This window comes from Priestia megaterium, from assembly GCF_023824195.1.
Lineage (GTDB): Bacteria > Bacillota > Bacilli > Bacillales > Bacillaceae_H > Priestia > Priestia megaterium_D.
On sequence record NZ_CP085447.1, the window covers coordinates 89,243 to 103,394 of the forward strand.

Sequence of the window (14,152 nt, forward strand, 5' to 3'; positions counted from 1 at the left end):
AACAATTGGGGTGCAGTTCAATGTCGGTAGCTTCTTTTTTCATGGTCAAGATATAGTTCTATAAATGTAAATTAAATTATAGAATCATGAAATAAATAAAAGTTGGTTCTCATTTATATTCTTTTCAAAGATAATAGCTAAATAATTTTATTTGTCTTCTATCTCTATCTTTAAATTAAATAATTCTCTTTTAATTTTTTATTCCTCAATTTCCAAGGGTGGCAAACTATTCACTAAATCAACTGTTTGAACAGATACATTAATAACTGATAACAATAAATTGAAAATATACTTTTCATCATCAGAATAATCATTCGGGTCATCTATAATACCTGATTTCTTATCTGGTTTAACCTGATATTGATCAATAATCCATTCAATTGCAGGACGACCATTTACTACATATTCATAAGCTTTTTCAGGGATATTTGTAATTGTTATATCAGCATTAAAGACAATTTTATCAAGAACCCCCCTCTTCGGATGTTTCATTTTAGTTATTCTATAGGAAGGATTTGTCTTCCCTTCAATAACTACTCCATCAAAAGGTTGGATGGATTCGTAGTTTAAATGAAGATTTGCAAGCTTCCGCCCAATTTCAACATATTTCTCCTTCTCTTTTAATATTGGAACACGGGGTAACGATTTTTTTAAATCATTAGCATATTTTTCACGATATTCAGGAGAATGTAGAACTCCATAAACATAATAAAATATCTCCAAGTCCTCCAAATTTAATTTCTCTTTAATTGGATCATAAATATTATTATTATCACTAAAAAGCGTTGAATTATTGGAATTATCATATAGAAGAAAAGCCTGTCCTGTATCCATTAGATGATAATTTGGAATATTATCAATCATAATTGCTGAGAATTCACGTTTAATACCTGTGCCTGTAACAAAAATAATTTTATTATCTTCCCCCATCTTATCTTTATATTTGGCAGGATACTCAACGACATCTGGACTGTAATATAACCATTTTTTTGTAAAAGGACGATATTCACTATATCTAATTTTCTTAGCATCAAAGCTAAACCTAATCCCCCGCTTAAATGAATTTCTCATTCCCCTAGTCCATTTAATAAAATTATCTGAAGTATTCAGGGAACTAATCTTCTCTTCAATGTCATCAATATTAGATAATCTATCGAGTTCTGAATTATAGTTTTGAATAAGTTTTGAAACATTTCGTTCAACAGAAGTTCTCGAAAATCCATAAGTCCAAAAGTCACGCGCTGTCTGAGCTCCAATTCCGTGGTCATTAAATATTCGCTCACCTTTTTCAGAATATAAGGGAATAAAAGTACTATATTTTTCATCTCGATGATTTATCCAATCAAAATTCTTATCTGGAATTATTTCTTGCCATTCAAGATTAGCTAACGACTTGGTATCAGAAATTATTTTAAGTTTCTCATTACGATTCAAATAATCTCCAATATCATGATAATATATTTTATGATTTTCTGATCCATCTTTAATTAATATTGTTATAGCAATAGGCGTTCTGCTACCAGATCCAAATATTTTTCCTCCTTCTTTTCTAGATTGTTCTCCTTGTGTCCTCTGATCACCACGCAAATTGAATACATAAATATAATTAAAATCCTCAGCTAAGCATTTCCTTAATCCATTTGTGGCATTACTGTCAATAAATGAGCCATTTGTAACAAATCCAATAACTCCTTTTTCTCCTATTCTGTTTGTAGACCAACGTATGGCTTTGATATAACTATCATAAAGCGTATTTTTAGCTGTGGAATTGGAAAATTTCGCATAAGTATTTGAAATATCTTCTTCTAATTTTGGATAACGAACATTTTCATTTCCATCATTCGCATTATTTTTCCCTATCCTATAAGGAGGATTTCCTATAATAGCAAAAATAGGATCTCTTTGCTGGCTTTTAAGGCGTGTATTATTCTCACCGAACATTTCATCCTCAAACGAATCTTTTTGTTCGGCAGATTCAAATGTATCAGTCAATACAATACCCTCAAATGGAATATAATCACCTTCCATAATCGAATGATATGTTTCCTCAATATTAATTGCTGCAATGTAATAACTTAAAAGAACAATCTCATTTGCATGAAGCTCTTGTGTATATTTACGTAACAAATCTTTTTTATCAACCAATCCACTTTGTAACAAACGTGTAATGAACGTCCCTGTTCCTGTAAATGGATCAAGCACATGCACGCCTTCATTCGCCAGTGACTTTCCAAAATGTTTCTTCAATACATCGTCAACAGAATGAATGATAAAGTCTACGATTTCAACTGGCGTAAAAACAATACCCAAACGTTCTGTAGTTTCTTTAAACCCAACCCTAAAGAACTTATCATAAAGTTGGACAATAATATCCTGTTTCGCCTTCAGATTATCAATTTCTCCTGCACGAACACGAACACTATCATAAAAACCTTGAAGCTTTTCCTGTTCCTTAACAAGTCCTTGTTCATCCAATACACTCAATATTGAATCCATTGCTTTTGAAACAGGATTGTTATGAACAAAACTATACGAATCAAACAAAGCTTCGAATACTGGTTTCGTAATTAAGTGTTGCGCCAACATTTCAATCGCTTGGCTATCCGAGATAGAGTTGTTGATATTATATCGTAAGCTCTTCAAAAACTTGCAGAATTCTTTATATGCTTCACTATTCTTATTTTCCAACATTACACGTATGCGCATCATATGTTGTTGTGCAATGTCTGCAACGTCCTTTGACCAGTCCTCCCAGTAACGTACATTACCAACTTTCTTTACGATTTTCCCATATATTGCACGTTCTAAATCAGACCAATCTTCTTCAGAAAATAACGTTAGTTGTTCGCTTTCAGGCTTATTTATTAATAATCCATCTTCAGGTGCTTCTCCAACACCAATAATCTGGATTTGGCCTGGTTTCTTCGTGTTCAGTTCTAGTTTATTAATAGTTGCATCAAAACGTTCATCCAATGAACGCAAGGCATTCAAGACTTCCCAAACCACACGATATTTTTCGTTATTATCCAAGGCTGTATTTGGATTTACTCCTGCAGGAATACCGATAGGAAGAATTACATAACCATAATCTTTTCCTTTAGATTTACGCATTACACGCCCAACTGCCTGTGCAATATCAATTTTTGATTTACGCGGTTTTAAGAACATTACCGCATCTAAATCCGGTACATCGACGCCCTCTGTTAAAAATCTTGCGTTAGACAAGATACGACATGTATGATCGGGTACATCAGCTTTTAACCATGAAATCTTTTCATTCTTTTCAAGTGCGTTCATTGAACCATCTGCATGGTCAATTTCCACTTGAAAAGCTTCTGTTTGGTCACCACTCTCATTGATATACTGGTCTACAACTGTCGAAAACATATCAGTAATAAGCTTAGATTCATTAATTGTTCCAGTAAATGCAATCGCACGTTTCATCGGTTCTCCAAGTGTTTCATCCGAATGACTCTTACGTTTTACAAGACCATTCCAACAACCAATGATTTTTGTTACATCATCAAACTCCAGTTCAGACTCACGAGCCAACATTTGTTGGAATTTCCGAGCAATAACTTCCTCATCGACGGCAAGAACCATTACTTTATAATCTGTTAAAATATCTTTACGAATAGCATCACCAAAACCAATACGATAAAGCTCATCTCCATAAATTGCAGGATCATTCATATCAGCAATAACGACTGACATATCTTCTGCTTTACGCTTAGCATCCTCTCCATACACACGGGGTGTTGCAGTTTGGTAAAGACGTTTCACAGTTTTGATATTACTATCACTGTGAACTTTCGTAAAAGCACTTGCTTCTTTTCCACTCTCAGTTGCACCAGTTGTACGATGAGCTTCATCACAGATAACTAAATCGAAATCATAGAATCCATTTTTTTGTGCTTCAATGATTACATCAATGGATTGATAAGTTGAGAAGACTGTTAAAAAATTACCAGGCGAATCGCTATTCTCAATTTGAATTTGATAGTCTAATAGCTTCTTATAATCTGTTGTTGCAGGATAACCTAAATCAGCAGCCGCAATATCCTCCAACTCATTATCTCCCTTGGTTTTAGTAACTTTTCTATCTGAACACACCGCAATTGCATCCATACTGAAATTTGTATCCGCCGTCCAACCACGTAAGGTCTGAGATAATAACTGAATACTTGGCACCAAATATAAGACACGGAAGACGCCTTTCTTCTCATCTGCCATTTTCTCAGCAATAGCCATTGATGTATAAGTTTTTCCAGTACCAGGAGCCATAATCAATTTCCCACGATCTACAGATCTAAATCCCTCTATCACTGCTTCAATAGCTGGTATTTGATGTTGACGTGGGGTCTTCTTATCTTGAAGCTTAACTTTGTCTGGGTTATTAAAAGAATATGAAGACCAATCAATTTTACTTTCTTTCAAGTCAGATAAAGCAATACGAACGATTGGCTTATTGCGGAACTTTAGCGCATCATCAGCATTATTACTCCATTTATCCGTTGATGTGACAATAATTCCTTCAGAATAATAGTGCTTTCCTAACTCATTTAGAAATGAATCAATATGTTCTTTTCGAATTGTCGTATCTTCAGAGTAGAACTTACACTGAACCGCAACTAATTCGCCAGTTTCACGTTTTCTAGCTACTAAATCAACCCCCGTGTCCTTTTTTGGAATATTATAATCCATAGGCACTTCACTTAACTTCCAGACCTTATCAAATAAGCGAGCATACATTGGTTCTCTTTCTAAGTATGCAGCAATTAATAACTCAAATAATGTTCCTCTATCACGCTGCTCATGCTTTATTGCATCAATCTCATTCATCAGCGCTACAAAACTTTTATGATTTTTCAACTCCAAATCCTTCACCTATCTTTCATTGAATAACAATTTCTCTATTTTTAATTATAGCAAACAAGACTATTATTTTATCACGAAAATAAACAGAGAAGGTTTTAGATAACAATAAAGGCTTTTGAAAATAAAGGTATTTAAAACTATAAGAAACCTTTATAAAAAATTCATTATAAAGTTAGAGGATTCAAACTATCGAATTGCTGTCATAACAAGCTTTCTTATAAGCGTTGCTCATAGCTTTTATAGAAAATAGTAGCTAACCTAAAAAAAGAGCTCTTTTTGATTAATACTTTTTTCAAAAAGAGTTCCTTTTTTCATATTAAAATTAATGTCTGAGGCCATATTCCAACTAACTCTTATTCAAAAATTATATTAGTAATAACTTGAGTGACTTTTTGCATCTAGCACATTTCTTTCTTTATTAATTATAGTGTTCAGGTATATTTTTAAAAAATTTCTATTTATTCAGCATCATACCGTCCGTAAAAGTATACTTTTACGGATGCTTTCCTGAACATTAAATTTTAAAAATAAAAGTAACCCTTCAGGGACAAAATGCTGTACCTCACTTTTATTATAGCAATAGTTTATGACGATTTTGGCAGCTTTTCCTACATAGTGAATAAACCAGAGAGATTATGCTTATACAATAAATAATTATGTGTGTTGATATTTTTTAAGGTAAAGGCGGGTTGAAGTTAAGTGGAAAAAGCACTAAAGAAATCGTTATACGATGCACACTATAAATTGAGCTTAGAATGGCATGATACTAAAAACGGTAACTTAACGCCGAATGATGTAGCACCGAGTTCAAACAGACGTGTATGGTGGAAATGTGAGAAAGGTCATGAATGGGAAGCTTCAATCTGCAATCGTATCAGAATCAAAGGAGGGAATTGTCCGTATTGTACCAATAAAAGAGTATGTGTTGATAACTGTCTTGCTATATTACGTCCTGAAATAGCGAAGGAATGGCATCCCACTAAGAACGGATTGTTAACTCCTTATGATGTAGTTATGAGAAGCTCTAAAAAAGTATGGTGGAAATGCGAGAAAAGTCATGAATGGGAAACTAAAGTTTGTAACCGTACAAGTAAAAAAGGAAGTGGTTGCCATTATTGTTGTGGCCAAAAAGTTCTCTTTGAAAACTCTATCGTGATTACACACCCTGAATTATTAAGGGACTGGCACGCTCTAAAAAACGCTAAAATAAAACCTTCTAATATCTCATACGGTTCAGACAAAAAAGTATGGTGGAAATGCGAGAAAGGCCATGAATGGGAAACTAGAGTTTCTGGCCGTACGATGAAAAATAGTGGATGTCCATATGGTTCTGGTGCAAAAACCTCAAAACACTTGCAAGTAATCTCTAAATCTTGGACATACTGATACTACTATTCTAAAAAAGGACGTGACTAGTATGGAAAAGCAAAATTTATTTAAGTGGAAACATTATCAGCCCGACATTATTTTGTTAACAGTAAGATGGTACCTGCGGTACAACTTGAGTTTTCGTAACGTAGTGGAGATGATGGAGGAACGTGGCTTATCAATGGCTCACACAACGATTATGCGTTGGGTTCATCAATATGGACCGGAATTAGATAAAAGGGTACGTCGTCATCTTAGGCCAACAAATGACTCATGGAGAGTCGATGAAACGTATATCAAAGTAAAAGGTCAATGGATGTATCTGTATCGTGCAGTTGATTCTAAAGGAAATACGATTGATTTTTATCTAAGTAAAACAAGAGATCACAAGGCTGCAAAGTGTTTCTTCAAGAAAGCTTTGCGGTCTCTTCATGTTTCAAAGCCTCGTGTCATAACTGTCGATAAAAATCCAGCTTATCCTATAGCCATTGAAGAGTTGAAAAAAGAAAAGAAGATGCCTGTAGGCATCCAAATAAGGCAAGTAAAATATCTCAATAACATAGTAGAACAAGATCATCGTTTTATTAAAAAACGAGTTAGACCTATGTTAGGGTTGAAATCCTTTCATACAGCTACATCCATTATTTCTGGAATAGAAGCTATGCATATCATTAAAAAAGGGCAACTTGCTTCACGGAACCAGTCTGTCCAAAATCAAAAAGAATTCATCCATAAACTGTTTGAATTAGCTTCATAAGCTAGCAAATTAAAGGAAACTGACATTTTATGTTTCAGGAAAGTAGTTTTTGCACCAGAACCAAATATGACATGGCACGTACGTGTGCAATTACATCCACTTTCGACATTGATGCTGCAAGCACCGTACTGTCAGACAGTGGAGATAACTTATCTCCAAAGTATGCACCAGAAAGAACAGCACCAGCTACGATTGGAAGAGGGATACCAAGGCCCTCTCCAATTGCTATCATAGCAATAGTTATCGGAAGTCGCTTTATTAGAAATCTATGGTAAGAGACAGGAGAAAAAGAAACAACAGCGAAACCAAAAGAAACCGTAAATTGTTATGACTTTTCTTCATGTTTTCTAACCTTCCATCGCGAGACCATTAGAAGCACCAGTGGCAGTAAACCGAATAAATACAACGCGACATCTCCCTGTAAATCCCCTAATTTAAACATTTCATTGATATTTTTTGGAATCATGGCAATGATGTAGATAACCGGAAGCAAGCCATACATAAATGGACGAATGCTCTTTTTGAAGAGTTGAGCCAGTCCTAAAGTAGCACCATAGTAGAAGATCGTAAAGGCAGAAAACATTTGCATAATCCATATTACGAGCAACAAAGACTCAAATCGTTCAAAGATCAAACCGGTGACTTCAAAACTTCGTATAAGATCAAGTGTCGGCCATGTTCTCGTGACCACTCCATCAACAGATAATGCTCCGATAACCATTACGACCGTTATCAAATAAAAAATCAACGGTATAGCAATTCCAATTAGAACGGCTTTTACTGCTTTCTTTGGTTCTTTCATAAATGGCAAAAGGAACAAAATGGTTTCAAAACCAGTGTATGATAAACCAGTTGTATGTACTCCTTTTAGTACCGGTTTCACTCCCGCCCCTAGTACCGGGCGTAGATTATCAATTTCAAATATTTTGAAGCTCATCAAGACAACAATTATAAAAAAGATAACGGTAATAGGCAAGATAATTTCAAACATTCGGGCGATCGGATTTATTCCGCCAATGATGAGATACAGACCTACCCACATAAATGTCATGATGATTGCCCAAGCAGGGGTGCCTTCCAACAATAAAAATGTCAATACTTCTGTTAGCGCACGGATTTGAAACCCACAAGATGCAAAATAATAACATACAATAAGCAGACTAAGTAACCCTCCAACCCATTTACCAACAATTTCTTGATTGTATTCATAAAAGGTTTTTCCGGGAAACTGTTGGCTTAATTTAACAATGATTACTCCTGCGATCATCGCGATCAGACCGCCTAAAATAACGCTGATCCATATATCTGGGGTTTTCACCTTCTCTACTGCAGTTCTGGGCAAGGTGAGGATTCCTACCCCGAATATAGCATTGGTTACAATAACAGTTACTTGGCCAGTCGTGATTCGGTCTTTAAAAATGGTAATCATTGATGGTCACTTCCTTATTCACAATTCAGGGTTGCTACTTTCAAAAAATTCATAACTTCTCATTTTTCCACGCTATTTCTTATAAACGGTACAATTTTATATTTCCAAAAAAGAACAAAAATTATGTATATATGTATACATATTAGGTCGACATAATATGTCTTAACAGAAGCTCCCTCTTAAAAACACCATGGGAACTATAAGGGTTCAATCTGACACAATTTATTGTTTATGCAGGATTTTATCAATCAAAGTTTGCGCACACTCAAGCGCACCTGGAATCCGTATAAAAAAGTGGGATTTTATGCAACTTCTTATTCAAGAAAATGGCCTAAAATGGAAATAAGCGCTTATCCTTGTTCCAGGATAGCGCCCAATTGTTGAAGATTAAAGGCTAATGAAGCCTGCTCACAATCTTGAACTTTAATACCAATTCGATTAAACGGGGTAAGAGAAAGATGATTTAAAGATTCACTGACTGTTTAAAGTACTTTTCCACTCTTTTATTTGAAACATAACTATGCAAAATCATGCCAAAAATGACGATAACGATACCGAACCAAGATAATGGAGAAGGAAGTGGTACCGACAGAAATAGTAGTTCCCCACCTAATGCAAAAAGCACTTCCATTGATTGAGTTGCTTCCACAGCAGCTAACTTTTGCATATTTCCTCTTACCATATCTGTTGCCATGAAAAACAAGATAGTCGCAACGACTCCTGAAAAAAGGGTTCTGGTGCAAAAACTACTTTCCTGAAACATAAAATGTCAGTTTCCTTTAATTTGCTAGCTTATGAAGCTAATTCAAACAGTTTATGGATGAATTCTTTTTGATTTTGGACAGACTGGTTCCGTGAAGCAAGTTGCCCTTTTTTAATGATATGCATAGCTTCTATTCCAGAAATAATGGATGTAGCTGTATGAAAGGATTTCAACCCTAACATAGGTCTAACTCGTTTTTTAATAAAACGATGATCTTGTTCTACTATGTTATTGAGATATTTTACTTGCCTTATTTGGATGCCTACAGGCATCTTCTTTTCTTTTTTCAACTCTTCAATGGCTATAGGATAAGCTGGATTTTTATCGACAGTTATGACACGAGGCTTTGAAACATGAAGAGACCGCAAAGCTTTCTTGAAGAAACACTTTGCAGCCTTGTGATCTCTTGTTTTACTTAGATAAAAATCAATCGTATTTCCTTTAGAATCAACTGCACGATACAGATACATCCATTGACCTTTTACTTTGATATACGTTTCATCGACTCTCCATGAGTCATTTGTTGGCCTAAGATGACGACGTACCCTTTTATCTAATTCCGGTCCATATTGATGAACCCAACGCATAATCGTTGTGTGAGCCATTGATAAGCCACGTTCCTCCATCATCTCCACTACGTTACGAAAACTCAAGTTGTACCGCAGGTACCATCTTACTGTTAACAAAATAATGTCGGGCTGATAATGTTTCCACTTAAATAAATTTTGCTTTTCCATACTAGTCACGTCCTTTTTTAGAATAGTAGTATCAGTATGTCCAAGATTTAGAGATTACTTGCAAGTGTTTTGAGGTTTTTGCAACAGAACCACTAAATCTGTATAGGAGATTTATAGCAATCTACGTCTCTAGATGTATAGTAATAGCAAAGAATTATTATTGAAATTTTCCATGTAAATTAATGGATATCACATGGGGGGTATTTATGAAAAAAGTTTATATTGGGGTCATAGCAGCTTTGAGTATATCTATACTCTTGTTTGGTTATAGCTCAAAGGAAAAAGAGATGAAGGAAGACGTAAACTTAGGGTTTGACCAAGCTAAAAAAGTAGAAGTATCAGCTGTAAATCATCCAGACGTAGTATTAAATACTATTGATAAGCAGCAAGATATAAATACATTTATCAATAAACTAAAAGTAGATAGATGGAATGTTGTAGAGATCCCTGCCGATGCTAAAAAAGAGAATGTCTATAAAATGTATCAGGAAGGAACTGTTAAATTGGGGGAGTCATCAAATAAGGGTAAACAAGAACTTAAACAAGTTGCTACAGTTACTACTTACAAAGGTATTCCTTATATTGACGTTGAAATTAAAAAACTTAATTTAAATCTTAAAGTTCCAAATGATGTATCTGAATATCTGTCTAGTCAAAGTCAACAGAAACAGTAGTTACATACATAACAGGTATAAGAAATAGAGCCCTAAAAGTGTTGAACAATTTTAGGGCTCTATTTCTGTCGATAACGCACATTACGTTAAGTAAATAGTAAAGTATTTTATAAAAATCATTAACTCTTAAACATGACCTTTACAATAATTGGATTAACCTTAAAAAATTATTTTTTTCTTGATAATTGAAATTAAGTTATAATAATTGTATATTATGTATATAGTGTATATCAATTGCATACACAGTTTAAAAAAAGAGGGTTTCTATGAAAATAATTATTAAAAATGGTTCCGAACAACCGTTATATCAACAAATAAAGGATCAAATTAAAGGTGGAATTCTCCGTCAGGAATTAAAGGAAGGTGAAAAACTTCCGTCCATTCGTTCATTAGCAAATGATTTACATGTTAGTGTTCTTACAACAAAAAGAGTATATGACGAATTAGAAAAGGAAGGATTTATTGTAACAACCGTTGGAAAGGGTTCATTTGTAGCATCCGACAACCTAGAGATGTTGTCGGAATCTAAAAGGCACATGATTGAAAAAAAGCTCTCAGAGGCATGGCAAATGGCTAAAACTCTAGGAATAAATAAACAAGAACTTTATTTAATGATGGATATCATTTTTGAAGAGGATGATGAGTGATGACAGCTGTTTTAGATGTGAAAAACTTAAAGAAAGAGTTGGATACTTTCAGCTTAGATAACGTGGACTTTTTATTAAAAGAAGGTTGCATAACTGGTTTTATCGGAATTAATGGTTCCGGAAAAACAACAACTATAAAAACTATACTTGGACTCTATCCAAGGGACGAAGGGAGCATTAAGTTTTTTGGCAAAGAAATAGAAAAAAATGAGTGCATAGTAAAGAATCGTATCGGGGTAGTTTTAGATGAAGGCTATTTTTATGAAGACATGACATTGAAAGAAATGAAAAGTATTATTGCTCCTGCGTATACGAACTGGGATGAATCAGTTTTTTTAAAGTATATCAATCGATTTAATTTGAAATTAAACCAAAAAATTGCAACCTTATCGAAAGGTATGCGAATGAAATTTGCCATTACTTTAGCTCTTTCTCATCATGCTGATTTATTGATAATGGATGAGCCAACAAGTGGTCTTGACCCATTAATTCGTAATGAGTTAATGGAGATACTTTTAGATTTCATGGAAGAGGATGGAAAGAGTGTATTCTTTTCTACTCATATAACTTCTGATTTAGATAAAGTAGCTGACATGCTTATATTGATTGATAAAGGCAGAATCATATTCAACGAAAGTAAAGATGAACTACTGGATAGGCACGCTTTGGTAAAAGGAGATAATAGTTTAATCAATGAACATACAAGAAGATTATTTTTAAGTTTGCGTCAAACAGCAGTTGGCTTCGAAGGAATAACCGACAAATTAGACATAGTACGTGAACAAATGAGCGATTGTCTAATAGAGAGGCCTTCCATTGAAAATATAATGTTAGCCTATGTAAAGGAAGGATAAAAATGTTATTTCATCTTGTCAAAAAGGATTTCATTCTAGCCAAAAAATATCTATTGTTTATGCTTATTTTTGCAGTTGTAGGGCCAGTATTTACTTATTCTAGGTTAGGATTTAGTAATGGAAGCTTTACAAGCTTTCTTATTACTTCCTTATTTGTGGAATATATTTTATTTAATATGGTTTCGATGCAAGAGGATAAATGTAGGGGATCAGCACTTCTTTGTACAACCCCACATACTCGTAATGGTGTCATTAAAGCAAAATATCTATTTGTCCTTGTGATTTTTATTGGGTGTTTCCTTTTATTTAACCTTGCTGCAGCAATTGGTTCTTCTACAGGGCTAGCAAGATTAAATATTTATAATATAGGAATAGCTCTTTTAATCATTTCTGTTTTTTTCGGAATATTAATACCTATTCAAACTAAATTTGGCTATGAAAAAACAAAGTATATCTTTTTTATTTTGATATTTTTAACTCCATTTATACTACCTACTATTATTGAATGGTATCAATCGATGAATTTTAATATCAAATTTCACTTGCCACTACCTCAAACACTAATGGTTTGGATGCCTTTGGTAATATCTATTTTTATTCTCTTAATTTCAATGATTATATCAATCAAAATCTTTTCAAAGAAAAACTTATAGCTTCTTATTTTGAGGTGAATATAAATGAAAATAATAATATTTGTAATACTGTTTGCATTTTTAGTATTTGTAATTAAAAAAATTAGGGGTAAATAGAAAGGTTCTGGTGCAAAAACTTCAGGAAAATTGCAAGTCATCTCTAAAACTTAGACATACTGATACTAGTACTCTAAAAAAAGGTCGTGGTCAGTATGGAAAAGGAAAAGGAATAGGAGGAGATGAAAATGGAACGAACTGCAAAGAGAGTTGTAGGGATATACAAATCTGAGCAAGAAGCCATTGTAGCTATAGAAGATCTTAAAAAACAAGGGTATGCTACACGTGACATCTCCATAATTGGGAGAGATAGTAGAGAGGTAGATATAGTAATGGAAGAAACAGATACCGAAGTTGTTGATGGAATTACAACAGGTGCCCTAACTGGTGGAGCTCTTGTTGAAATAGGTCTTTCTAAAGAGGAAGCTGAATACTATGGTAACTCGGTCAAAGAAGGCAATATCTTAGTGCTTGTTGATGAAAAGGAGCAGTTTGGTAAAAATAGAGAGCAAGAACCACCTCTATCCGGAAGAATTCTTTAAATTTGAATAAAAAAGTTTATAAAAAGAGTTCTCTAATAGATGATAGGACTGCCCCAGAGAGTAAAACAAATAAAAAAACTACTGGCATATTATGTCAGTAGTTTTTTTAGGTTAAATAGTACGTAGATAAGAGCCTTGCATTTTAGAATTTAAACACTTCATGAGTAGTTTGCTCCAGATGTGAAAACTTATTACTCTTATTAGAGGAAAATACATATTTTTGCTTATCATTATGTACCAACCTATCTTCTTCTTTCCTTTTAAGAAATTTTAATATTAATAATAACTACATAGAAAACTTCTAAATATTTAATGTCATTATGTTCTTGATAACATATATTTAATCTAAAATACAAAATTGCTGTATTTTATATATAGAAGTAAATTGATAAACTAACTTATAAAAATAATAGTTTTACCATTTACTCTACCTGACGACAAATATGGGCTTTTTCTACAACATAAGTAATAGTTAACGCTATTTTTAATAAAATGTTTTATTATTTACTCTTATGAGTAATGTAACAATAAATATTATCTGAATTTAAGAGTAAAAAGTATTAATGATTTGTTCAACAATATATTTTAAAATTATCTAACGTTTATTATTTTTATTTTGATGTTCGTTTTGATAGGAATGTGTACCTTAAAACACACAAGTAGAATTTATCTTTAACTCTTTTACTCAATAATTCCTTTGTAATTTAATTTTCTCAAAGTTTAAAACAAGTTAACTAAAAAAGGTTAAATTATCCATATTTATCTTGTATACTAAAAATTAACCAATACACAATAAGAAGGAGGAAGAAATCCT

The 14,152-nt window shown here is 33.4% G+C and carries 10 protein-coding genes and 2 pseudogenes; 7 read left to right on the forward strand and 5 right to left on the reverse strand.

The genetic code is table 11. The features are described 5' to 3' along the window. Positions 1–198: 198 nt before the first annotated feature. Positions 199–4,842 (reverse strand): DEAD/DEAH box helicase, encoded by a 4,644-nt coding sequence (locus tag LIS78_RS30095; protein ID WP_252285686.1) that lies wholly within the window; start codon positions 4,840–4,842, stop codon positions 199–201. Between the two features lie 735 nt (positions 4,843–5,577). Between LIS78_RS30095 and LIS78_RS30100 the strand changes: the two genes are divergently transcribed. Together LIS78_RS30100 and LIS78_RS30105 are read left to right on the forward strand one after the other, a co-directional pair. After that, a complete protein-coding gene (locus tag LIS78_RS30100; protein ID WP_252285659.1) occupies positions 5,578–6,264 on the forward strand; it encodes a zinc-ribbon domain-containing protein in 687 nt (228 codons plus the stop codon). A 31-nt stretch (positions 6,265–6,295) separates the two neighbouring features. After that, on the forward strand, positions 6,296–7,003 hold the full coding sequence (locus tag LIS78_RS30105) for an IS6 family transposase (protein ID WP_252285654.1): 708 nt from the start codon (positions 6,296–6,298) through the stop codon (positions 7,001–7,003). Between the two features lie 61 nt (positions 7,004–7,064). On the opposite strand, the pseudogene LIS78_RS30110 reads toward LIS78_RS30105, so the two are convergent. The 4 genes and pseudogenes from LIS78_RS30110 to LIS78_RS30125 all read right to left on the reverse strand — a co-directional run. Further along, positions 7,065–7,241: pseudogene (locus LIS78_RS30110) on the reverse strand (Na+/H+ antiporter NhaC family protein); the annotation flags it as partial. A gap of 87 nt (positions 7,242–7,328) precedes the next feature. Next, entirely contained in the window at positions 7,329–8,432 is a 1,104-nt protein-coding gene (locus LIS78_RS30115; protein ID WP_252285660.1) for a spore germination protein, read from the reverse strand. A gap of 463 nt (positions 8,433–8,895) precedes the next feature. Then, positions 8,896–9,162: pseudogene (locus LIS78_RS30120) on the reverse strand (multidrug resistance efflux transporter family protein); the annotation flags it as partial. A 62-nt stretch (positions 9,163–9,224) separates the two neighbouring features. Continuing rightward, entirely contained in the window at positions 9,225–9,932 is a 708-nt protein-coding gene (locus LIS78_RS30125; protein WP_252285654.1) for an IS6 family transposase, read from the reverse strand. 206 nt (positions 9,933–10,138) lie between these two features. Between LIS78_RS30125 and LIS78_RS30130 the strand changes: the two genes are divergently transcribed. The 5 genes from LIS78_RS30130 (at position 10,139) to LIS78_RS30150 (ending at position 13,338) form a co-directional block, all read left to right on the forward strand. Next, the gene (locus LIS78_RS30130) at positions 10,139–10,606 is read left to right on the forward strand and encodes a hypothetical protein (protein ID WP_252285661.1); all 468 of its coding nucleotides are present in this window, start codon (positions 10,139–10,141) and stop codon (positions 10,604–10,606) included. A gap of 266 nt (positions 10,607–10,872) precedes the next feature. Further along, positions 10,873–11,253 carry a GntR family transcriptional regulator gene (locus LIS78_RS30135; RefSeq protein ID WP_053474821.1) on the forward strand — a complete coding sequence of 127 codons (381 nt, stop codon included), beginning with the start codon at positions 10,873–10,875 and terminating at the stop codon, positions 11,251–11,253. Beyond that, the gene (locus LIS78_RS30140) at positions 11,253–12,107 is read left to right on the forward strand and encodes an ABC transporter ATP-binding protein (RefSeq protein WP_252285662.1); all 855 of its coding nucleotides are present in this window, start codon (positions 11,253–11,255) and stop codon (positions 12,105–12,107) included. Before LIS78_RS30135 ends, LIS78_RS30140 begins: the two co-directional genes overlap by 1 nt. Before the next feature lie 2 nt (positions 12,108–12,109). Then, a complete protein-coding gene (locus tag LIS78_RS30145) occupies positions 12,110–12,760 on the forward strand; it encodes an ABC-2 transporter permease (protein WP_252285663.1) in 651 nt (216 codons plus the stop codon). A gap of 224 nt (positions 12,761–12,984) precedes the next feature. Next, entirely contained in the window at positions 12,985–13,338 is a 354-nt protein-coding gene (locus LIS78_RS30150) for a YflT domain-containing protein (RefSeq protein WP_252285664.1), read from the forward strand. Positions 13,339–14,152 lie beyond the last annotated feature (814 nt).

Bases quoted from the DNA above. Each gene is read 5' to 3' on its own strand.
- LIS78_RS30135 (WP_053474821.1), top strand. From the start codon at position 10,873: ATGAAAATAATTATTAAAAATGGTTCCGAACAACCGTTATATCAACAA.
- LIS78_RS30150 (WP_252285664.1), top strand. From the start codon at position 12,985: ATGGAACGAACTGCAAAGAGAGTTGTAGGGATATACAAATCTGAGCAA.
- LIS78_RS30115 (WP_252285660.1), bottom strand. From the start codon at position 8,432: ATGATTACCATTTTTAAAGACCGAATCACGACTGGCCAAGTAACTGTT.
- LIS78_RS30125 (WP_252285654.1), bottom strand. From the start codon at position 9,932: ATGGAAAAGCAAAATTTATTTAAGTGGAAACATTATCAGCCCGACATT.
- LIS78_RS30130 (WP_252285661.1), top strand. From the start codon at position 10,139: ATGAAAAAAGTTTATATTGGGGTCATAGCAGCTTTGAGTATATCTATA.
- LIS78_RS30140 (WP_252285662.1), top strand. From the start codon at position 11,253: ATGACAGCTGTTTTAGATGTGAAAAACTTAAAGAAAGAGTTGGATACT.
- LIS78_RS30145 (WP_252285663.1), top strand. From the start codon at position 12,110: ATGTTATTTCATCTTGTCAAAAAGGATTTCATTCTAGCCAAAAAATAT.
- LIS78_RS30105 (WP_252285654.1), top strand. From the start codon at position 6,296: ATGGAAAAGCAAAATTTATTTAAGTGGAAACATTATCAGCCCGACATT.
- LIS78_RS30095 (WP_252285686.1), bottom strand. From the start codon at position 4,842: ATGAATGAGATTGATGCAATAAAGCATGAGCAGCGTGATAGAGGAACA.